A 23,630-nucleotide genomic window follows, 5' to 3' on the forward strand; every position below is an offset into this window, starting at 1 on the left:
CCCTTAATAAAACTAAAATCTGATACTTTTTACAGTACCAGATTTTATATATAATTCCTTTTATCATGTCACACATAAAAAATCAAATACCGGAGAGGAGAAACATGATAATGAACAATGGTAGACGTATCGGACTCATTATGATTATTACAGGGGCTACATTATGGGGATTATCTGGTCCAATGATTCAGTGGCTATTTCAACATACTAATGTATCCTCAATTGATTTTTTAACAATTCGATTGTTGCTTGCAGGAATATTTATTTTGTCTTTCTTACTTATAAAGAAACAAAACATATTTCAAATTTGGAAACACCCTAGATATTCTATACAACTTATTATTTTTTCTATTCTCGGCATGCTTGGTGCGCAATACGCCTTTATCGAAACAGTTCATATTAGTAACGCGGTCACAGCAACACTATTTCAATTTCTAGGTCCTGTTCTTATAACCATGTATGTTGCATTTGAACAAAGAAAATTCCCTGCTTCCATGCAACTATTCGCAATTATAGCCGCGCTAATAGGAACATACTTTATTATTACAAATGGCTCAATTGAAAATGTTGTTTTATCTAAAGAAGCTATTATTTTTGGACTATTAACAGCAATTGGATTTGCATTTTATACCCTTCATCCGGCTTCTCTCATTAAAGAATGCGGGACAACTGTAGTAATTGGTTGGGGGATGTTAATCGGAGGAATTGCACTACTTATTTATAATCGTTCATTCGGGTGGAATCACTTTTCACAAACCCTTACACTAAAAACTTTTTCTATGCTTATTCTTATTATTATTAGTGGTACCCTTTCTTTCCTTCTATATATCGGTAGTCTTAAATATTTAGCAGCAACAGAAACAAGCATTTTATCTAGCATTGAACCCCTTGTAGCTGCCATCGTCTCAATTACTTGGCTAAATGAATCTTTTGGAACATATCAATTATTAGGCGGCGTATGTATCGTTCTGTCCGTTATTTTTTTGACGATGCCTCAAAAAGAAACCGAACCAACCTATACAACTGAACAAGTATAAAGTGAAACTTTAATTAGTGGGGCTATCTCCCACTGATTATTAACCTACACCAATCGGGCTTTTACGGGATAAAAAATGTCAAAAGAGGTCGTACAAAACTTACGACCTCTTTTTATACTTTAAAGGAATTGTCCCGCCTTCTAGCAAATACAATTACACTAACAATAAAAACTAGGAGTGTGGCACCATGAAAAAAATCGGAACTATGCTACTTCTCTCCTTCCTCATCACTGGATGCACACCAGCACAACCTGATTCAAAAGCATCTAAAACTGAAGCTGTCACAACGTCATCCAATCAAGTGAACGCACCTTCCTTCTTTCATCTTAGTGTTTTAAAAGATGTAAATTGGGAAGAAGCCCCCTCATTCATAGACGGAAAAATACCTTTAAAAGGCATCGAAGGAAAAATCGCAATGGCTGATAGTCCTATTATCGCGAATGAACAAAATGAAATAATGTGGTACTTTCTAGATTCTGAAATACCAACTGGAAAATTGTCTATTATTGCGCTAAAACAAGGATCTGTAACTCCGACACCAGTACTCTTTCAAAAAGAAACTTCCAAACAAACTTGGACCACTTCAAATACAATCGATTCTACTGCAAACGAACTCCCTCTCACTATGTCACTACCTTCATCTGGATTATGGTTATTAAATATATATGTGAATGAAAAATATTATGATCAGTTTGTAATCACTGCTGAGTAAAGTGACAAAAATAAACCACTTTCTTACAATAATGTAATTTCTACGTCATGTACTTCGATAGTTGAATTATCTCTCTTCTCTTATACTTAAAGTAAGAAATGAAACGAGGAGAGATGAGAGATGAAAAAAATGATAGAAGTAATCGTAGCAGTAACTGAGGTTTTAGTGAATGGTAAACAAGTTGCAATGGAATTAAATAAATAGTGAAGAAACATAAATAATTCTACACTTCTTCATTATTTTGATTTCTTATCTCAAAAAAGCAGTGCCTTTTAGGCACTGCTTTTAGCTATTAATAACTTGGTATTTTCGTAATTTGCGCCACGCCCGAATCAATAGCTGCTTTCGCTACTGCTTCTGCAACACTTGGAACAACTCTTTTATCTAATGGATTCGGGATTACATAATTCGCATTACGTTCTTCGTCAGTAATGATGTTAGCGATCCCATATGCTGCCGCTAATTTCATCTCTTCTGTAATATCAGTTGCGCGCACATCTAACGCACCGCGGAATATTCCGGGAAACGCCAATACATTATTTACTTGATTCGCATAATCCGAGCGCCCAGTTCCTACTACAGCTGCCCCAGCCTCTAATGCATCCTCAGGGAAGATTTCTGGAATTGGATTCGCCATTGCAAACACAATTGCTTTCTCATTCATCGTCTGTACAAGTTCTTTCGTTAATACGTTAGGAGCAGATACGCCAATAAAAATATCAGCTTGGTGAATCGCTTCTTTTAACGTTCCACGCACATGTTCACGATTTGTCTTTTTGGAAACTTCAATTTGTGCTTCGTTCATCCATGTTTCACCTTCACAAACAATACCTTCTAGGCTAACTAGCGTAATGTGATTTGCACCAGCCTTTAATAATAATTTTCCAATTGCAATTCCTGCCGAACCCGCACCGTTAATAACGATTTTCACATTATCCATTTGTTTACTAACAACTTTTAATGCATTAATAACAGCTGCTAAAACGACAATAGCTGTTCCATGTTGATCATCATGGAATACAGGAATATTCGTTTCTTCTTTTAGTCGTTTTTCAATTTCAAAACAACGCGGTGCTGCAATATCTTCTAAATTAATCCCTGCAAATGTAGGCTCTAAATTTTTTACAAGGGTAACGATTTCATCTACATCCGTTGTGCCTAAACATAATGGGAAAGCATCTACATTCGCAAATTTCTTAAATAAAATACTTTTTCCTTCCATAACAGGCATAGCCGCTTTCGGTCCAATGTTTCCTAAACCAAGTACCGCTGTTCCATCTGAAACAACTGCCACCATATTGCCACGTGCTGTATAGTCATACACCGTTTCTTCATCTGCCGCAATTGCTTTACAAGACTCCGCTACACCTGGTGTATACGTCAGGCTTAAATCATCCGCTGAATTTACTTCTACTTTACTTGTAATTTCAATTTTCCCTACTAATTCTTTATGCAATAACAATGATCTTTCATTAATTTGATTTGCTAACATACTTATAATCTCCCCTTAATTTGACAAGCTAGCTATATGAATATAGCTAGCTTGTTTAATCATGAAAACATCTTTAATAATATTGTCGCTGTTACAACCATTGCCGCTCCGCCTAAACGAGTAGAAATTTGCGCGAACGGCATTAATTCCATACGATTTGAAGCCGATAAAATAGCAACATCTCCAGTTCCACCTAAACCGCTATGACATCCAGTTACAATCGCCGATTCGACTGGATACATTTTCATCACTTTCCCTACAAGAAAACCTGATGCTACCATTGTAAGAACAACCGATGCGCACACAACAACATATCCTACTGAAAGAACTGCTGCTACGTCTTTTAATGGAATATATAGCAATCCTAATCCAACCATTAAAGGCCAAGTTAAATTCTTCGAAATAAATTTATATAAATGGAATGCTCCTTGCTCCATTTTTGCTGGCATTAATTTAAAGTATTTCACAAGTGCTGCTGAGAAAATCATAATGATCGCCCCAGGAATACCGATGAACTTAGAAGCAAATCCTCCGAAGATGAAGAACGTACACGCAATTAATAAACCTGCTCCCATTAATGAGAAGTCAATTGGTTTCTCTGTATTTTGTTCTTTTAATAATTCTGCTTGATTGTCTGTTTTCACTAATACACCGTTACCACTAAGCTCCGGTTTCTTCTCACCTAAACGCTTCATATACCCTGCACTTACAATTGCGAACATATTTCCAATAATAGCTGCTGGAATAAGCTGTGATACAAACGTTGCTGATGATTCATTTAAAATATCACTATAAGCTAGCGACAGTGGTAAAATTCCTTCCCCGATACCACCACTCACAATTGGTACGATGATAAAGAAGAATGTCTGCTTCATTTCAAATCCAAATAATGAACCGACCAATAATCCTACTGCTACAGAAGCTAACGTCCCTACTACTAAAGGAATAAACATGCGAACGAAACCTTGTACTAACACTTTACGGTTCATTCCTAAAATACTTCCGACTACTAAACAAGAAATATATAAATATAAAAAGTTCGATTTTTTCATTAACATAGTCGCGGCTTCCATTGAAGCTGGATTCATCCAGTTAAAAAATACAAGTAATGATGGAATAAATAACGAAAGTATTGCTGGACCGCCGATATTTTTTAAAATTGGAATTCTCATCCCAATATCGCCTAAGAAAATCCCCATGATCATAATAACTGCAAATCCACCAATCATATCTGCTGGCAATTTATTATATACAGATGCCCCATAAATAATAGCAGCCAATACTACATATAACGGTAAAGGTATAACACCGATTTTTACATTCATAATTTTAGAAGCGAAAGATTCTCTTTGTACTTCATTTCCTTCAGAAAATGATACCGCTTCCACATTCTTTTGAATTCCCATATGGCACCCCCTCGTTTTCTTAATAACAATATTAAAACGCTTTCAATAGTAAAAATAGTTTTTGTAAGTTTTGTAATTGATTTTGTAATTAAAAAAAGTATAAGCGACTTATACTAAGTCGCTTATACGTAAAACTCTATTTTCTTTTGATTAACACATCTTAATTTACTTACAGGTCTTCCCACATGTTGGTACATCATTTCGTTTTCTAACACCCCAATGTCAGTCAGAAACATTACATATTTTCGAATAGAAACTCTTGAAATCCCAACTAATTGTGCCATTTCATCTGTTGTAAACACGCTTCCATTCAAAGAATCGATTTTTTGCCAAATTAATTGCAACGTTTGCTTCGTTAACCCTTTCGGAAGCTCTTTCGTGACAGTAGGCTCCCTTTTTTCTTTTTGTAAAATTAACGAATCTAATTCCGATTGACTAATTTTTTGTTGTTCTTTCATGAAAGTAAGTTTTTCTCGATATATAGTTAATGCCTCTTTAAATCGTTCGAATGTAAATGGTTTAATTAAATAATCTACAACTCCGTATTGTAATGCTTTTTTAATACTCCCCATATCATGTACAGCTGAAATCATTATAATATCGATTTCTTTTTCTTGATTCCGAATATACATTAAAAGCTCAAACCCAGTCTCTTCAGGCATAAAAATATCAAGTAATACTAAATCCACTCGTGATTTCTCTAATACTTCTATCGCCGACTTTACTGAGTTAACTGCTTGAACAAGTTCAAACCCTCCTACTTGCTCTAAATAATGCGTATTTAACATTGCTACCATCGGGTCATCTTCTACAATTAAAACTTTAATCATATTTGCCTCTCATCCCTACCTTTAGGTATTTCAATTGTTATCGTTGTTCCCTTTCCTACTAATGAATGTATATCAATTTCCCCATTTATTCGCTGTATACTTTCTTTTACAAGATACAAACCATAACCGCGGTTATCTCCCTTTGTGGAATAACCTTTCGTAAATAATTCCTCTATTTCTTTTTCTTGTATACCTTTTCCCGTATCTTGCACTGTAATAGTTAATATATCCCCTTGTTGTATCTCAACTTCAACTTGCTTCTTTTCACAATTCGTCACTGCCTCTAACGCATTATCAATTAAATTTCCCACAATCGTAATAAGTTCATGAGTAATACTTTCATCATCTATTTCCGGCATATGAGAATCTTCACTTATAATTAATTTGATATTCTTCTCTCTAGCATAGCTGAGCTTACCTAGTAAAAAACCAGCAAATACTGGATTTTTTATTCTTTTCATAACTCCACCAATTTCATATTGATGCTCTGATACCATACCGCTTATATACTTCTGTAATTCTTCATACTGTTTCATATGTGTAAGCCCTAATACGACATGCATCTTATTCATAAACTCATGAGATTGTGCCCGTAATGCTTCTGCATATAGTCTAATACCAGTTAGTTCCTCTGCTAGTTTTCGAATCTCTGTTTTATCACGAAATGTTGCAATTGCGCCAACTATTTCTCCTTTTACATATAAAGGAACTCGATTCGTCACAATCGTAATTCCATAAATATTTTGTTCTTCGTTTAATTGTACTTCTCCCGTTTGCAATACTTCTTTTATACGTGAATTCGGCATATACAACTCAACATCTTTACCGATAAAATCTTCTTCAAGTCCGCTTTTTTTAAATAGACGTTTCGCTTCATTATTAATTAGCGTTACTCTAGCCTCTTTATCTACAGCAATAATACCTTCCTTTACAGATTGTAGCATCGTATTTCTTTCTTCAAGAATTTTTGCTATCCTGTGAGGTTCAAGACCGAATAAGCTTTTCTTTATATGTCTAGCTAGCAATATCGCTCCTATAATTCCGACTAATACTCCAACTCCAACTCCAATATAAATGATATATCTACTTTCCTTAACTCTCTCTTTTACATTATCTGCTGAAATACCGACCGCCACCGCTCCAAGCTGTTCACCCGTTTCAGAAAATACAGGTACAAACACTCGCATTGAAATACCTAAAGTTCCTTCTGCCAGTGATACATGTTCCTTTCCTTTCAATGCAGGCCCTTCATCTCCCCCAATAAAATGATGACCTATTTTTTGAGGATTTGGATGTGATTTTCTTATTCCATTCATGTCCATAACTACAATAAATTGAACACCTGTGTTTTTTAATATCCTATTTGTATACGTTTGGATTGCAGAAGTATCTGCTTTCCCAATCAAGCCATCGATTACAATCGAATCATTCGCCACAATGTGTGCAATTGTTTTTGCTTTCTCTGCTTGGTTATCCTCCGTTGTCCGTTCTACATTGTGACTAATTAATATATCTGTCACAAGTAAAGAAAAAATCACAACTGTACAAACTAACAATGTAATCGTTTTCCATAAATTCCATAGTCTTTTTCTTTTTTTCATCCCGTTAATGACTCCCCTAATTGCTGAATAGAAAAATAAGTAAGGTGATATTATTTTCACCTTACTTATCTGCTGTTATTATACTTTAAATTTACTAGTCATCGCTTGTAATTCTTCTGCCATCCCAGCTAAGTTTTGCGAAGCAGAACTAATTTCTTCCATTGAATTAACTTGTTCTTCTGTTGAAGCTGCAACACTTTGCATACTAGCTGTATTTTCTTCTGCAGCCGCTGCAATTTCATCAATAGCATTTGTCACTTCATTTGCATCTCCCGCAATTCTCTTCGTTGTTTCTACCATTTGATTAACTTGAGAAACAATATGTGTAGTAGAACTTAAAATTTCCGTAAAACTTACTTTCGTTTTTGTTACAACATCAAGGCCTTGTTGAACTTCTCCATTCACATTATCCATTGCCTTAACAGTATGTTCAATATCCGCCTTAATTTCTGCAATTAAATTTGCAATCTCTCCAGATGACTCTCCTGATTGCTCTGCTAATTTTCTAACCTCATCTGCTACAATAGCAAATCCTCGTCCCTGTTCACCTGCTCTTGCTGCTTCAATAGCCGCATTTAAAGCTAATAAGTTCGTTTGAGTAGCGATATTTTGAATTGCTTCAGAAATAGCTCCTACCTGCTTTGATTTCTCATCAAGAAGTTTAATAATAGCATCTGACTCGGATACCGACCTAGAAATAGACTGCATTTGTTTTGCGGTTTGTTCAACTAAATCTTCTCCCTCTTCAGCTCTTTCTCGCGCATGTAATGAGGAAATAGAAATTGACTCTGCGCTTCCAGTTACATCTTGAATTGCTGTATTTACTTGTTGTAATGTAGCCGCACCTTCTTCAACACCTTGACTTTGTGATTCAGCCCCACCTGATACTTGCTCCATTGCAATTGTAATTTGATCTGTCGCATCATTCGCTTGCTGTACGCTCGCTGTTAACTCTTCTGCCGATGCTGCAACATGTTCTGCTGAAAATCTAATTTGGGTAATAACATCTTGTAAAGACGTAGACATTTCATTAAATGAATTCCCTAGTTTCCCTATATCATCTTTGGAATGGATTGTAATTTTCTCTGTTAAATCTCCCTTACTAATTTTATGTGCCGATTCAGCTATTTTTCGTAATGGCCTTGTAATAGACTTTGTAATGAAATAAATTAATACACTACCAAATACAATAGCGATAGCAATAACAATTAAAGTCTTATAAAACACTGGATTTGCAGCTTGGGTAATTTCTTCATCGAACATAACTCCAACTACTTTCCAGCCTGTTTTCTCATTTGTTGCAAAGATTAAATTCTTTTTATCATCTTGTTCTGTATAAGACACATTTCCTTGTTTATCTTCATAAATTGGTTTAATCCAAGGATCAGTAACTTTTGTACCTGGTTTTCTAGATGGATGACTAACAATTTGCTTATTTTGATCTAAAATAACTGCATAACCTTTTTCACCAATGTTAATCATTTTGGAAATTTTTAAGATGTTATCTAAGTTTAAATTAATTCCTATAACACCTTTACCATCTTTTACTTCTTTCGCAATTGTCACTACCATATTTTTTGTAGATGCTGACTGATATGGCGCAGTAACAATTACTTTCCCTTTATTTTCATGTGCTTCTTTATACCAAGATCTATCTGTTGGATTATACCCATCAGCCATTTGAATAAATGGTTCTCTTATAAACTTTCCCGTCTCTGTTCCAATATAAATACCTTCTACTTCTGGATGAAGCTTTATATATTGTGCTAACTTCGTTCTTACTATTTCTTCTTGTCCATTTGGATATGTATCCTCTGTTAAGATGTCTGCAAAGTACGTCGCATCAACAAATTTCTCTTCTATATTTTGAGAAATAACAGTATTTAAAATCGAAACATTCTCCTTTGCCTTATCTGTCATTTGATGTTCAAAATTTGTTTTGGCAGTTTGATATGAAACACCACCGATAATAATTCCTGGTATAGTTAAAATAATAAAAAATGAAATGATTAATTTTTTATTGATACTCATACATTTAACCCAGTTAAATATTTTTTGCATAATAAGCCTCCTTTATGTAATGTGGATACTTGTGTCATTTTATACAATTAACATATATAAAACAATATATAATGATAAAATGTAATTTTTTCTTCAATTATGCATTTTTACATATTTACTCCCTATAAGTATTTTAATCATAAAAACAAGAGAACTTTAGCATTATATATGCTAAAGTTCTCTTATTTCTTAACAGCTTCTACTCTATAAAACTTCTCTTATAATCCTCAAATGTTTTATCCTTCACCTTATAGTCATATTACTAAAAATCTTCTTCCTAATTTATTTAGCGCTCTTTACATAACTAATTGCCTGACTTCCCATTTGTACCCATGCCTGTTCAAAGGTTTCTCTCGGTACTTTTACATCTAAGCTATCCTCAAGTGGATCTCGAATATATACAGATTCCTGATCATACCCAATAAGTACAACACAATGTTCATTATACGTAATAGAAACATCTCCACTATTTGTTTCCCATGTAGTAAATTCATCTTCATCTAATGGTGCAAATGTTGCATTCGTGATCATGACTACAGGTTTCCCTGCTTTTACACTCTTATAAATTTCTTCTATATTCTTCCCTGTTAAGTCTACAGCTTTATTAGGTAAATATTTTTCCGCTAACTGAAAAAGTGGCCCATGATATACACCGTATCCTGATTCAGAGAATGTATAAATATTACCTACAAATCCTTCATTTGGATTCCCGCGCACACCATCGTCTATAAAATCAACTTTTTTTATTTCATTTGCTAATGTCATCTTATCCACTGAAACACCAGCGTATTGTAACATCATCGCTAAGCTTGTCACTTCACAGCCTCTATCCAATTCTGGTAACTGCTGAATTAATGGAACATTTGATAAGATGACTTTTTCATCGTTATTACTAAACTCCGTTTCTTTTCCTCTTTGTATATTTGAGAATGTTAACTTCTCTACATACTTTGGAATTCCATTTGTATATACACTCCATATTGCTGTACCTAGTAAAGCTGTACATATATACCACTTCAATTTTCTTATCGCTTTCACGCCCTTATTAATTCGTTAAATAAGAATAAAATGCGTCAGCATCCGTTCGTATCATCGGTACAAAATTTAGTTCTTTTCCTTTTTCAGGCTGATCTTTTTTTATCTTTTCCGCTAACTCTTGAATATTCATATTCATTTTATCCATATTAAGCTCATCTGCCATTTGTAGCACCATTTGTTCATTAATTTCTCTTAATATTTGATATATATCTTTACCATACAAATCAATATGATATTTTTTTGCTTCTTCCTGTACTTTTTGTTCGTACACTTCTTGTGCTAACTCTTCAATTTCTTTTCCTTTTTGAGAAATGTCTAACTTTCCTGCTTCTTCTCTTACTTTCTTTCCGTAGATTTCTTCCGCGATGTCTTCGATTTCTTTTCCATCTGTCGAAATACCTAATTTATCTGCTTCATCTTTAATTTTAATCGCATTAATTTGAGTAATTAAATCTACAATTGATGTATTCTCTATAGATATACCTAGCTTTAATGCTTCTTGCTTTACTTTTGTTTCATAGATTTCTTCTGACAGCGTCCCAACATCTTTTCCTTCAATCGATATGCCTAACTGCTCTGCTTCCCTTCCTACTTCTGTTTCATGAATTTCTTTTTCTAGTGTAATTTGTTCTTTTCCTTCCGTTTCAATACCTAGTTTCTCTGCTTTTTCTTCTGTATGCACTGCATGTATCTTACCATTGTTCAATTGTTCTTTACTGCGCTGTGTGTAATCTGTCTTTCCTTTTTGTGTTTCAGAAGGAGAGGCACCCCCTAATATACTTAAACTCATTACTCCAATAGTGAATACCGTCATCATTTTCTTTTTCAAAATTAATTCCTCCCTCTTCCACTTTCTTTTACATCATTCCCTATACATAATCGAAATAACGTTATGATCGATATAATCTGCTCAAATACCTTTTTATAATCGCTTCTTCATACGGCGAACTTTCTGTATATCATACATGTTATAAATAGTTTCTTAACTTTCCCTTAAAAAAGACGACCTTGTAAAAACAAGATCGTCTTCTTACTTATATTTTTTGATTTTTAGGGAAAATCACTTCAAAGCAAGTTCCATCTCCCCATTTGCTCTCTACTGATATTTTTCCATAATGCTTTTCTACAATCCAATTTGCGATTGAAAGACCTAATCCAGCTCCTTCTGACGTACTTCTTGCTTTATCCCCTTGATAAAAACGATCAAATAATTTCGGAATATCTTCTTCTTTCACTCCTATCCCGTCATCTTTCACATGTATACGAATTGAACTACTCGTTTGCGTGCAATCGATTTGAATATGCCCACCTTCGTTTGTATACTTCATCGCATTATCTAACAGTATGACCATCATTTGATGAATCCGCTCTCTATCCCCCATAAAAGATACACCACGTTCTACTTTTAGCATCATTTCTTTTTCTTGATAAGAAGCAATCTCCTTATATGGAGCTACTATTTCTTCTAACAATTTATCAAGTTCAAATGTTTTCTTATCCATCTCAATTTGATTAGAATCAGAACGTGCTAACAATAATAAATTACTAACGAGTTTCGATAACCGCCTACATTCTTTTGAAATTGTAGAAATATCCATCGCTTTTTCTTCTATCGTAGCGGATGGTGACTGGAATAAAACATCCGTTTTTGATTGAATAACTGCAAGTGGTGTCCTGAGTTCATGTGATGCATCAGAAACGAATTGCTGCTGTTTCTCCCATGAATTTTGAATAGGTACGAGTGCCCTACCAGCTAAGAAAAAGCCGATTCCTATTGCACATAAACTTCCTATGCTACAACCTATAATAAGAATTAAAAATAAAGTATTTAACATTCCTTCTTCCGCTGTTATATCTCGCACGATTTGAACTATTTCTCCATCTTTTTGAAGCGAAAATGCTCTAAAATATCGTCCTTGTACTTTGATATCTTGTAACTCCCCTATTTTTTCCGGAGAAAACTTTTCCAAATTCTCTTCAAAAATAGAACGGAATTTACGGTTATCGCCCTCTATTTTCACTATTTTCCCATTCCAAGTTATTCTAGTTACTCGCGGATCTCCAATTTGGATATTCTCCATACGTTTTCTTGGTGGTATTTTAACATCTAATTTTTCTCTATACTGAGCCATCATTTTTATAGATTGATCCACTTCATTATAAATACGCTTATATGTGTATGAATAAATAATACTACCTAATATACCTATTAATAGGATAAATACTAATGAATTCACTATAGTCAAACGAATGCGTGTCTTTTGAAACATACTTCCCTTTTTCATTGTTCTTTTAATATATATCCAATACCTCGAACGGTTTGAATATCTTTCTGATAACCGAATGGTTCTAATTTTTTACGCAAATGATGCACATACACTTCCACAATGGCTACTGTCGTATCTGAATCAAATCCCCAAACACGATCAAAAATTTGTTCACGCATTAAAATCTTCCCGCTATTTTGAATGAGATACTCTAGTAGCTCATATTGTTTCAATGTCAACTTAATACTTTGTCCATCTACTTGAACGTCTTTATCTTTTCCGAACAATTCAATCCCTTTATAACGAATCGTTTGCTGGGTTGTTAAACTACCACTTCTGCGTAGTAAAGCGCGAATTCTCGCTTTTAATTCAGGGGCCTGGAATGGCTTAACTATATAGTCATCTCCACCAAAATCCAATCCCTTCACCCGATCTTCTAAAGAATCTCTCGCTGTCAAAAACAGGACTGGTGTTTCAATCTTTTCATCACGTATTTTTTGAATTACTTCAAATCCGTCCATCCCTGGCATCATCACATCCAGCAAAATTGCATCATATATATTTTGAAGCGCTAAAAACAATCCATCTTCTCCATTTATTGCCGTATCTACTTCAAATTCATCACGCAAAATTTGTACGATAGACTCTAATAACGAGGCATTATCTTCTACTACAAGTAATCGCATGCTCTCACCTTCCATCAAATAGTTCAATTCTATTTATTATTACATTTCTTCTCTTCATAACAAAAGAATGTAGTTACATTACGTATTTTCATTTTTAACTATTTCCTTCTAAAATTTTGAAGTTTTATTATAAAAACTTTGTCTTAAATTTAGCTTAATAAAAAATTGAAAGAAATAAGATTCCTCTTATCTCTTTCAATTTTTTATTACATATACCTTTTTACTCGGCAACTCCAAACAATTTAGCTGACCACCATACACAGCCCCGCCATCAATTCCAATAATACGATTACTCCCAAAATACACTCCGCAATCCTCACTACCATGAAGCGTTTTTGTTTCCGTATGCCCAAATACAACAACCTTTTCACCACTATATCCATTATGAAATTCATTACGGATCCACATTAACGTATATGGTTCAGATTCAGAAACTCGTTTCATCGGTTCAACCCCAGCATGTACAAATATATACTCTTCTGTTTCAATGTAATGATCTAATTCTTGAATAAACTTTATATGTTCCTCTAATACACGAGATTGTAACATCGGTTTTTGGAAGTCTTTCTCATTAACCGCAATATCCTCTTCTACAAATCCATAGCTATATAATGTCTTATCTCCACCATTTCTTTTTACCCAATGGTTCCATGAACGTTCCTCATTTGTCGTTAACGCCTTAATCATCATATCTTCATGATTTCCTTTTAAAATGAGTGCTCCCTCTTCTTTCAATTCTCTTACCTTTTCAATTACAGCACGCGCATTTGGACCACGATCTACATAATCTCCCAGTAAGATTAATTGATCCTGTTTCGCATCATATTGAGCTTCTTCCAATAACTGTTCGAACTTTTCTATCTCTCCATGAATATCACTAATAACAAGAATTCTTTTCATATTATCCCCCCTCTTTCTAATTATAGTTCAAAACGACAGAAAGTTCAGAATTGAAATCCCGCATTAACGGGCAGTAAGCCCCCCACTGATTACAGTTTCACTTTATTACAAACTAAACTATTATCCTTACAACAATGTAAGTCTCTTGTCATCCAATTCGATAGTTGTAATTACTGTATTTCCTTATACTGAGAGTAAGAAATGAAACAAAAAATAAGGAGAGATGAGAGATGAAAAAAGTAATGGAAGTTGTAGTAGCGGTAGTAGAGGTTTTCGTAAATGGTAAACAAGTCGCAATGGAGTTAAATAAATAATGAAAAGGACAACATTCACTCTAGACCCTTTACTCATATAAAAGAGATAAGACTTCATCATTTCTTTGATCCCTTATCTCCCTATAGAGAAAGCCGTATCCCTTTTAAGGATACGGCTTTCTCTTATTTTTGACTCGTACGAGCTGAAATGCTAATTGCTCTATCTGTTGCTTTGGCAGCTTCATCTAACGCTTCTTTACTATTCTTCCCGTCATACATTGCTTCTAATGCTTTTACAACTGCATCTCTTGATTCTGGGAATACACTAATTAAAGCACCTTGTGTTGCCGGAGTTTGCTTCGTCGCTTGCAGTTGATCTACTGTTACTTTCAACTGCGGATATTTTTCATATTGCTCTTTTACTAATGGCTCATTATATGCATCTGGATTAATTGAGAAATAACCTGTTGCAGTATGCCATTTTGCTTGTACGTCTGGCTTCGTTAAATATTTCATAAAGTCCCAAGCACCTTGTTGCGTTTCTTCTGAAACCATATTCGTCATCCATAATGATGCTCCACCAATAACAACACCATTTTGTTTCGAATCCTCTGGATACGGAATATATGAAACACCTACATTAAACTTAGATGCATCAATTAAATCACGAACACCTGCTGAAGAATCTAAATACATAGCAACTTGTCCAGACTGGAACGCGGCACGAATATCATCCCAACTTGCTCCATACTTTCCAAGTGCGCCAGCTTTATTTAAATCATCTAACATTCCAAATACTTTCTGTCCTTCTTTACCGTTAAATACCGCCTTCTTTGCAGCATCTTTACGGCCGTTTTCGTTATCTACATATAAAGCACCTTGTGTCGCTAACAATTCTTCAAAGAACCAACCGTAGTTAAGCATGGAGAATCCATATTGTTTTACATTTCCGCCTTCTTTAATCGTTAACTTTTTCGCTGCTTCTTGTAATTCCGCATATGTTTTCGGAGCTTTCTCTGGATCTAAGCCCGCCTTTGCAAAAGCATCTTTATTATAAATTAATACTGGTGTAGATGAATTAAATGGCATAGAATACATTTTTCCATCAACTGAATAATAATTTGTAATTGCTTTTTCTAATTTTGACGTATCGTACTTATCTTTTTTTATCCAGCTATCAATTGGTGTGATTTTTTTGCTATCAATCATATATTTCGTTGTAATTTCACTCGATTGAACAAGAGCTGGTGCTTCTTTCGTTGCAGACATCGTTCTAAATTTTGTTAAAGACTCTTCATATGTTCCTTGGAACTCTGCCTTTATCTCGTATTTATTTTGTGACTTATTATAGTCTGCAACAAGACCATCTAGTACCCCTTGTGTTTTTCCACCCATCGCATGCCAGAAGCGAATTACAGTTTTATCACCATTTTTTTCAACTGGTGCTACTTTTGCCTGCGCTTCAGGTTTTCCCTCTGTTTTACTATTTGAACAAGCGGCACTAGATAATGCCATTGTTGCTGCCATTAATAGGGCAGCACCTTTTTTTACTAAACTCATTTTAAGCTCACCTTCTCTTAGTTATTTAATTGCACCTTTTGTTAATCCTTGTTGTAATTGCTTTTGTCCTAAAAATAGTAAAATCAATGTTGGAATAACGATAACCGTAACACCGGCCATTACGCTTCCCCAATCAGTTGCAACTTCTTGAGACTGAAGCTGCTTTACACCGATTTGCACTGTTCTTACTTTTTCATCAGTGGTCACTAAAAGTGGCCATAAATACATATTCCATGTTGTTAAAAAGCTATATACTCCAAGCGTAATAAAACTCGTTTTACAATACGGTATTACAACGCTGAATAAAAATCTTATATTTCCAATCCCTTCAATAAAAGCAGCTTCTTTCAGTTCATTCGGGAGTGTCATAAAATGTTGGCGTAACAAGAAAATACCGAAAGCTGTTGCAAAAAACGGCACTGTCATCCCAGCGAAACTATTGATCCAGCCAAAGTTTTGAATCGTTAAAAAGTTAGGTACCATCGTTGCTTCCCACGGAATAAGCATCGTTGAAATAAACAGGAAGAAAATTAAGTTTCTCCCTTTAAATTGAAGAAAAACAAAAGCATACGCCGCTAAGCTTGATACGATAAGTTGTCCAATCATAACGACTGTCGATACAATTAAACTGTTATATAAGTATGTAAAAAGTGGTACTTTTTGAAAAATATTAATGAAATTATCAAAAGTAAATTGAGTTGGAAATAACCTTCTCATTTGAATATCGTCTGGTGTCATAAAGCTTATTAAAAACGCATACAGTACAGGAAAAAATACCATTACTGCACTAATTATGAGCAGCATGTATAATAGGAAATTTTGCTTCCACTGTTTAACAATCATTTATAATGCACCTTTCTCTCAGCAAACTTAAATTGAAGTAATGTAGCAATGAAAATGAAAACAAATAATACCATCGCTTGTGCACTTGCTGTTCCAAATTGATGATTCACAAACGCCTCTTTGTAAATCGAGTACACAATTAAATTCGTTGCATCATTTGGTCCACCGTGCGTTAAAATATCAATTTGTCCAAAGCTTTGGAACGCACTAATTAATGTTACTGTTACAATAAAGAATAAAGTTGGCGATAGCATCGGTAATGTAACACGGCGAAGCTTATATAAATAACTAGCACCATCTATAGATGCACTCTCATATAAAGACGTATCAATATTTTGTAAACCACCTAATATAACTAAAAATGCAAAACCTGTATTCACCCAAACTGTTGTAACTGATACAGAGAATAGTGCCCAGTCCGGACTCGTTAACCATGCGATTGCAGGAAGGTTCATAGAGGCTAATATATTATTAAATAATCCTACACTTGGATGAAATAAAAATAGCCAAATCACTGCACTAGCAGCTACTGATATTCCCATCGTCGAAGAAAACAGAACTCGGAATAACCCAATACCTCTTACCTTTCCATTTGCAATCAATGCAAGAAACAAAGCAAATATAATACTCGTAGGAACTGTATATAAAACAAATAATAAAGTTGATTTTATACTTTTGTAGAAGGCTGGATCAGAGAATAAATATTGATAATTTTCTAAGCCAACGAAGAGATTAGCTTCTCCATGTATATCGGTTAAATAAAAACTATAATAAATCGTCCTAAACAATGGATAGAACAGAAAAATCGAAAATAGCAAAATAGATGGCGCCAAAAACAATAATCCTATTCTTAAATCTTTCGTTCTCTCCCATAATTTTTTCTTTTTTGACACCTTTGTTTGAACTGGTAACTTACTTACTTCGATCATTATTTCGCCACCACTTTCAACTCTTCTTCAGCTACCACTTTTAAGCGTTCATTCGTGTTTTCGTTAAAGAAGCATAACTTTTCTTGCGAGAATAATAATTTTACTTTGTCACCTTTGTTCAGGAGTAACTGTCCGATAACTTTCGCACTCCAAGTTGTTCCATTTACCGCAAAGTTCAATATAGATTCATTCCCTAATACTTCTACAGATTGCAACGTCACTTCTTGTCCCTCCTCAGACAGTGCAATATGCTCAGGGCGCATGCCTATGCGAATTGTTCCTTCTGGTAATTGCTTTAACTGTCTAATAGATAATGGAATTTGCAATTTCCCTATATGTAATACACCTTTTTCTTTATCCACTTCTCCATCATTTATATTCATAGAAGGAGAACCTATAAAGCTTGCAACAAATTCGTTTGCTGGTTCGTTATATATGTCAAGTGGTGTTCCAACTTGCTGTATACTTCCTTTATTTAAAACCATGATACGATCTCCCATAGTCATCGCTTCTATTTGATCGTGGGTAACGTAAATCATCGTAATTCCTAATCGCTGCTGAATTTCTCTAATTTCAATTCTCATTTGCGCACGTAATTTCGCATCTAAATTCGAAAGTGGTTCATCCATTAAACAGATTGGTGCTTGACTCACGATCGCCCTAGCAAGCGCAACACGCTGTCTTTGTCCGCCTGATAATTGACCTGGTTTCATTTTCACATACTCTTTCAGTCCTACCATTTCAATAGCTTCCATTAGTCGCTTTTGTCGCTCTTCTTTTTGTACTTTTCTTACCTTAAGTCCAAATAAAATATTTTCTTCTACAGATAAGTGTGGATATAATGCATAATTTTGAAATACCATTGATAGATTACGGTCTTTCGGCTCTAGATCATTTGCAACACGTTCATTAATAATTAAATCTCCCAAAGAAATCTCTTCTAAGCCAGCGATCATTCGTAATAATGTGCTTTTCCCGCATCCCGAAGGCCCAACTAAAACAAAAAATTCGCCCTTCTTAATATGAACCGATACGCCTTTAACCGCTGTCTCTTCTGCATTTTTATATACCTTTGAAACATTTTTCAATTCAATCACAAAGTTGCACTCCTTTTTTCTTCATGTATCCATACTTCATAATGACTTGTTGAAATCGCACTTGCTCCTGCACGAATTGCAATTTCCGCATCTTCTCGCGTTTGAATCAACCCGCCTGCAATAATAGGAAACTCTATTTCCTCTACTAGCTGTTTAATTATAGAAGGCATAATCCCCGGCATAATCTCTACTGCATTTGGTTTAGTCGTTTTACAATTTTCAATTGATTTAGTAAGAGATAAAGTATCTACAATAAAAATACGTTGAATTGTTTTCAATCCAATTTTATTAGCATTTCGAATTGTCGAACCCTTTGTTGAAATAATACCTTGTGCTCCGATAACATCTTGAATATACAAAAGCGCTTCCTCTGTATTCGTATTTAAACCTTGTATAAAATCACAATGAAGAAATACATCATGTCCATGTTTCTGCAATTCATATACACGCTCTGGTAATTCCAGCATTGAACCAGTCATAAGAAAAACTGTTTTCGGCAATTTTTTGTATGCTTTGTATCCTTTCCAATCCTTTATCATCGCAATATAAGGTTCTTTAAACATTCATTCCACCTAACTGTTCTATTTTTATCCAAACTAAAAACACCTACTTACATAGAACGCCTTTCTCCTTATTTGAACTCTAGGGAATAGAGCACACCTAAGAAAGTGGCACATTATATGTAAGTGGGTGTTCTCAAATATTCTCTACCCTAGTTATTTTGTTACCTTTACTATATTACGCATTTATTAAGTCAGTTTTGATAGATTGTTAATTAGGTGTTAATCGAATGTTAATATTCACCACATCATTTTTTACATTAATCTAGATATTAAAATATAAATAAATAGAACGAAACAATACTTAAAATTCAATCAATATGTAAATTCATTCCATAGTTAATGATTTTTAGTTTGCTTGCCACTGCTTGCAAACTAAAGTTATCCCAAGCGGTACTATAAAGTGGAATGCGCCTTTTCTCTTGTATTGATATGGCCCAGGCTGTAACAACATCAGTACCATATCCGTTCCCTTGAAACTCCGCTAAAGTTTCCACACTTGCCTCAGCAGCTACGGGCGTACTTCTGGCACTGCAACAAACAGAAACTACTTTTTCATTTTTTACAATTGCCAAATAAGGTTGCCTCCTTATTTACTCCATATACCATCCATTCATAATCTATTTTTCATGTTCAAAATAAAAATCCCATTCAAATACACATTACTGAATCCATCATACTAACTGATTTCTTCATTCTGTCTATCTAAATGGGATTATTTTTCGTTTTTTACTCTACTGGTTGTTGTGGCTGTACTACTTCATTCGCTCCAGCTACCCTCAACATATTTACAATATCTTTAAAACCTCTTTTTTCAGCGTATTGCAGTGGCGTCAGATGTTCCTTGTTAGCCATGTTTACATCTGCACCGTGATCAATAAGCAATTGAATTACTTTCTTATGGTTTTCACTACCATTTCCTAATACAATTGCTTCTAATAGCGCTGTTCCACCACGTTCATTTTTATAATTCACATCAATATCTGTATGCTCTAATAATTCTTTAACAACCTCTACATGGCCACGTTCAGATGCAGAAATAAGTGCTGTCCCACCTGACCTAGTCGTTTCTTTCGTATTAACTCCTGCATTAATTAATACTTTTACAATATCCGTATATCCTTCTCTACTTGCATAAAGAAGTGGATTACTTTTTTTCTCATCTTTAATTTCAATATTAGCACCTGCACCAATTAATGCTTTAACTGTCTCTACATGATTTTGGTACGTCGCTGCAAGGACAGGCGTTTCTCCGTTGTCACCTTCTACGTTTATATTCGCTCCATCCTGAATCAACTTCATAGCTGTCTCTGTGTCTCCAAGAGTAGCTGAAAGTAACAACTGTTTGTCCATTAAATTTATACTTTTCTCTTCTTTAGATTCTTCCTGTTCTTTATGCTTCTCTTTTTTCTTTTCATTTTTCACATGAACCGGTTTCGATTCTGGTTCTTCTTGCTTATCGCAAGCCACTACCGTCATTAAAAGTCCTAATAAAATACATAATAAAATTTTTTGTTTTCTCACAACTACAGCTCCTATGAAAGATAATGTTTTCTTAACCATTCCTCCATCACATACAATAACTCTTCTTGAGTACATTTATCCATAAGCCCTTTAGATTCCTTCTTTAATCGGATTATCTTAAGCTTATACTATGTTTCTCAACCTATTGAAATGATACGCCTGATGGCCCCATCATTAACATTATGAAGCAATTAGTTTAGCACGTTTTTACCGCATTTGTATACATTTCTAAAAAGTACATAAATGATTGCTTTAGGTTACTATATTCCATTGTAACCGTTCTGCTAAAAATTTTACACCTTTTCTATATTTGCACCTGAGTAATAATAGAAAAAGACAACTACATAGTTGTCTTTTTCTATTAATGATGTCCACCATGATTTCCTGCTTTCGGTTTCCCCATCATCTCTTTATTCATTTCCCATTTATGCTCTGCTAGCTCTTTATACGAAAGAACTTTCCCCTTATAGTTAGATACAAAGCTCTCTGCATCTTTTTTATTTTTAAATGAAATGACATTATAAGCCATCGGTGTCGTTATTGTTTTATCATATACGTAAGTAGCGTCTTCTAACAAAATCCAATCTTTCGAATCATAATCTCGGACAAATTTCTCTTTCGTCTTTTCATCTGAGTTGATCTCCATCCATTTATACATACAACCGATATCATCAAACTTTAACGCTTTTCCATTTTCTAAAATAATTTCTGTTGCAAATTGATTATCTGTTACCCCAATTTGGCAAATATCACATTTATCATGTTTCTCATCAATGGCAACAGCTGCTGTTTCCTTTTTCCCACACCCGACTACTGTAAATACGAAACATAAACATATAGCAAGTACGACATATTTTACTTTCATCAATATTCCTCCCTAGAAACCGTATACTCCACGAAAAGAATACCAAAAGGTTGTGTGAGATTTGTGAAAAAACAATGTGCTTTTTGTAATATAGGAAACAAAAAAAGATGTGTAGTTATTTCTACACATCTCTCATCACTCACAACCTGTAATTAATAAATCATCTTCTAATTTAACTAATAATGTATCCGCACTAATTTCCTGTCCAACTTCTACATTTACCAATCTTATATTTCCACTAATCCCGACTGCAATTTTTTTTAGCTCACCGTCATTTTTTCGGATCATCAGTAATTTTTCCCATTCATATACGTAAGAAGATTCATTAATAAAAATCTCCTCTACTTTTCCTTCATAAGAGCTATAAATCTCTTCTATTCTCGTTTTCATATAACATCTACTCCCTATTTCACACTTCACTATTTTCATCTTATTCTACCATTCTTACGAGGAGTGGCTTACTTTTTAAAAATTCAAATTAACTACCGTGAACAAAATGAACAAAATAAAAATTATGCTTCTAATGATGTTATTTTTCAAATTATTTACCATTTGAATAGCTGCTTTTATTATAAATAAAAAACCTTTTTCTGAATTTTTATTCTATTTTGAAAGCGCAATCATTCTTTTGAGGGGGAAATTACATGTTAGCACTACTTGGATTTGCGATGGTATTTGTCTTTATGTTTTTAATTATGACGAAACGTATGTCAGCACTAGTAGCCTTAATATTAATTCCGAGTGTTTTTGCAGTAATTGGCGGATTCTATGCCAATATGGGGCCTATGATGTTAGAGGGGATTCAAAAATTAGCACCTACTGGTATTATGCTTATGTTCGCTATTTTATATTTTGGGATTATGATTGATAGCGGTTTATTTGATCCTGTCATTAGTAAGATTTTAAAATTTGTAAAAGGAGATCCTTTAAAAATCGTTGTCGGAACGGCTATATTGACTATTATCGTTTCTCTAGATGGTGATGGTACAACAACATACATGATTACAGTTTCCGCAATGTATCCACTATATAAGCGCCTTGGAATGAACCCCCTCATATTAGCTGGAGTTGTTATGTTAGGGGCGGGGGTAACAAATCTTACACCTTGGGGTGGACCCACAGCTCGTGTTATGAGCGCACTTGGACTTGAGGCTTCCGAATTATTTACACCTCTTATTCCAGGAATGATTGCTGGTGCAATTTGGGTTGTTTTCGTTGCCTACTATCTTGGAAAAAAAGAAAGAAAACGTTTAGGAATTATGGATGTACAGTATTTAAAACAAATGCAAACAATGGATGAGCAAGCTGCAACTGTTGAAGCTGCAGCGCATAAACGCCCTAAACTTCTATGGATTAACTTTTTATTAACCGCTGCATTACTTGTTTGTCTCATACTAGAAGTTATGCCGTTACCTGTTTTATTTACAGTCGCTTTTGCTATTGCTGTTATGATTAACTATCCAAACTTAGAGCAACAGAAAGAACGTATTGCTTCTCATGCAGGGAATGTATTAGCAGTTGTTTCTCTCGTATTTGCTGCCGGTATTTTCACTGGTATTTTATCTGGAACAAAAATGGTAGATGTAATGGCTAACAGTGTAGTAACTCTTATACCAGATGCACTTGGACCACAACTACCAATTATTACAGCACTTCTCAGTATGCCATTCACATTTTTCATGTCTAATGATGCATTTTACTTCGGGGTATTACCTATTTTGACGAAAGCTGCTGCTACTTACGGAATTAGTGCAGCTGAAATGGGACGCGCTTCCTTACTTGGGCAACCCGTTCACTTATTAAGTCCTCTTGTCGCTTCCACTTATTTATTGGTCGGAATGGCCAAAGTTGATTTCGGTGAACATCAACGCTTCACTTTATTGTGGGCCGTTGGAACGACAATGGTTATGTTAATTACCGGAATTGTAATTGGGATTATTCCAATATAAGATGCAAAAAAACAGTAGA

General features: G+C 34.5%; 21 protein-coding genes and 2 pseudogenes. 3 read left to right on the forward strand and 20 right to left on the reverse strand.

Annotated features, from left to right (window positions below; translation table 11 throughout):
• The first annotated feature begins 110 nt into the window (after positions 1-110).
• Entirely contained in the window at positions 111-1,037 is a 927-nt protein-coding gene (locus OXT04_RS24770; RefSeq protein ID WP_001059057.1) for a DMT family transporter, read from the forward strand.
• Positions 1,038-1,224: 187 nt separating this feature from the next.
• Positions 1,225-1,749 (forward strand): DUF4871 domain-containing protein, encoded by a 525-nt coding sequence (locus OXT04_RS24775; protein WP_025118065.1) that lies wholly within the window; start codon positions 1,225-1,227, stop codon positions 1,747-1,749.
• A gap of 292 nt (positions 1,750-2,041) precedes the next feature.
• Here the strand turns inward: OXT04_RS24775 and OXT04_RS24780 are convergent, their stop codons facing one another.
• The 20 genes and pseudogenes from OXT04_RS24780 to OXT04_RS24870 form a co-directional block, all read right to left on the reverse strand.
• Entirely contained in the window at positions 2,042-3,241 is a 1,200-nt protein-coding gene (locus OXT04_RS24780; RefSeq protein WP_025118066.1) for an NAD(P)-dependent malic enzyme, read from the reverse strand.
• A gap of 59 nt (positions 3,242-3,300) precedes the next feature.
• On the reverse strand, positions 3,301-4,647 hold the full coding sequence (locus tag OXT04_RS24785) for a 2-hydroxycarboxylate transporter family protein (RefSeq protein WP_000512725.1): 1,347 nt from the start codon (positions 4,645-4,647) through the stop codon (positions 3,301-3,303).
• Between the two features lie 122 nt (positions 4,648-4,769).
• Positions 4,770-5,477: a response regulator gene (locus OXT04_RS24790; RefSeq protein WP_098854722.1), complete on the reverse strand. Its 708-nt coding sequence runs from the start codon at positions 5,475-5,477 to the stop codon at positions 4,770-4,772.
• Entirely contained in the window at positions 5,474-7,078 is a 1,605-nt protein-coding gene (locus OXT04_RS24795) for a sensor histidine kinase (RefSeq protein WP_000746401.1), read from the reverse strand. Before OXT04_RS24795 ends, OXT04_RS24790 begins: the two co-directional genes overlap by 4 nt.
• Before the next feature lie 78 nt (positions 7,079-7,156).
• Positions 7,157-8,104 carry a methyl-accepting chemotaxis protein gene (locus tag OXT04_RS30210; protein WP_439329580.1) on the reverse strand — a complete coding sequence of 316 codons (948 nt, stop codon included), beginning with the start codon at positions 8,102-8,104 and terminating at the stop codon, positions 7,157-7,159.
• Positions 8,096-9,139 (reverse strand): annotated as a pseudogene (locus OXT04_RS30215) (HAMP domain-containing protein); the annotation flags it as partial. The gene OXT04_RS30210 and the pseudogene OXT04_RS30215, both read right to left, overlap by 9 nt.
• Positions 9,140-9,421: 282 nt before the next feature.
• Positions 9,422-10,177 (reverse strand): C39 family peptidase, encoded by a 756-nt coding sequence (locus OXT04_RS24805; RefSeq protein ID WP_086387701.1) that lies wholly within the window; start codon positions 10,175-10,177, stop codon positions 9,422-9,424.
• Between the two features lie 7 nt (positions 10,178-10,184).
• Complete coding sequence (locus OXT04_RS24810) at positions 10,185-11,006, reverse strand: transporter (RefSeq protein ID WP_097920154.1); 822 nt, start codon at positions 11,004-11,006, stop codon at positions 10,185-10,187.
• Positions 11,007-11,211: 205 nt separating this feature from the next.
• On the reverse strand, positions 11,212-12,462 hold the full coding sequence (locus OXT04_RS24815) for a sensor histidine kinase (RefSeq protein WP_080017751.1): 1,251 nt from the start codon (positions 12,460-12,462) through the stop codon (positions 11,212-11,214).
• Positions 12,459-13,130, reverse strand: a complete 672-nt coding sequence (locus OXT04_RS24820; protein WP_001238623.1) for a response regulator transcription factor — start codon at positions 13,128-13,130, stop codon at positions 12,459-12,461. Before OXT04_RS24820 ends, OXT04_RS24815 begins: the two co-directional genes overlap by 4 nt.
• A 195-nt stretch (positions 13,131-13,325) precedes the next feature.
• Positions 13,326-14,030 (reverse strand): metallophosphoesterase family protein, encoded by a 705-nt coding sequence (locus OXT04_RS24825; protein ID WP_000821970.1) that lies wholly within the window; start codon positions 14,028-14,030, stop codon positions 13,326-13,328.
• 437 nt (positions 14,031-14,467) lie between these two features.
• A complete protein-coding gene (locus tag OXT04_RS24830; protein ID WP_000060580.1) occupies positions 14,468-15,844 on the reverse strand; it encodes an ABC transporter substrate-binding protein in 1,377 nt (458 codons plus the stop codon).
• A gap of 21 nt (positions 15,845-15,865) precedes the next feature.
• Positions 15,866-16,687, reverse strand: coding sequence for a carbohydrate ABC transporter permease (locus tag OXT04_RS24835; RefSeq protein WP_000635946.1), 822 nt, complete (start codon positions 16,685-16,687; stop codon positions 15,866-15,868).
• Positions 16,684-17,616 carry a carbohydrate ABC transporter permease gene (locus tag OXT04_RS24840; protein ID WP_000573796.1) on the reverse strand — a complete coding sequence of 311 codons (933 nt, stop codon included), beginning with the start codon at positions 17,614-17,616 and terminating at the stop codon, positions 16,684-16,686. Before OXT04_RS24840 ends, OXT04_RS24835 begins: the two co-directional genes overlap by 4 nt.
• Positions 17,616-18,713, reverse strand: coding sequence for an ABC transporter ATP-binding protein (locus OXT04_RS24845; protein ID WP_098854724.1), 1,098 nt, complete (start codon positions 18,711-18,713; stop codon positions 17,616-17,618). Before OXT04_RS24845 ends, OXT04_RS24840 begins: the two co-directional genes overlap by 1 nt.
• Positions 18,710-19,276, reverse strand: coding sequence for a glycerol-3-phosphate responsive antiterminator (locus tag OXT04_RS24850; RefSeq protein WP_000472002.1), 567 nt, complete (start codon positions 19,274-19,276; stop codon positions 18,710-18,712). Before OXT04_RS24850 ends, OXT04_RS24845 begins: the two co-directional genes overlap by 4 nt.
• A gap of 308 nt (positions 19,277-19,584) precedes the next feature.
• Positions 19,585-19,860 (reverse strand): annotated as a pseudogene (locus tag OXT04_RS24855) (GNAT family N-acetyltransferase); the annotation flags it as partial.
• A gap of 142 nt (positions 19,861-20,002) precedes the next feature.
• Positions 20,003-20,872, reverse strand: coding sequence for an ankyrin repeat domain-containing protein (locus OXT04_RS24860; RefSeq protein WP_000287336.1), 870 nt, complete (start codon positions 20,870-20,872; stop codon positions 20,003-20,005).
• A gap of 286 nt (positions 20,873-21,158) precedes the next feature.
• On the reverse strand, positions 21,159-21,662 hold the full coding sequence (locus tag OXT04_RS24865) for a nitrous oxide reductase accessory protein NosL (protein WP_000865664.1): 504 nt from the start codon (positions 21,660-21,662) through the stop codon (positions 21,159-21,161).
• A gap of 135 nt (positions 21,663-21,797) precedes the next feature.
• A complete protein-coding gene (locus OXT04_RS24870) occupies positions 21,798-22,052 on the reverse strand; it encodes a hypothetical protein (RefSeq protein WP_000857376.1) in 255 nt (84 codons plus the stop codon).
• A gap of 254 nt (positions 22,053-22,306) precedes the next feature.
• Between OXT04_RS24870 and OXT04_RS24875 the strand changes: the two genes are divergently transcribed.
• Complete coding sequence (locus tag OXT04_RS24875) at positions 22,307-23,611, forward strand: CitMHS family transporter (RefSeq protein WP_098854725.1); 1,305 nt, start codon at positions 22,307-22,309, stop codon at positions 23,609-23,611.
• The last annotated feature ends 19 nt before the right edge of the window (positions 23,612-23,630 follow it).

The organism is Bacillus sp. GC_Bacil_1 (genome assembly GCF_026540675.1).
In the GTDB taxonomy this organism is placed as follows: Bacteria; Bacillota; Bacilli; order Bacillales; family Bacillaceae_G; genus Bacillus_A; species Bacillus_A cereus.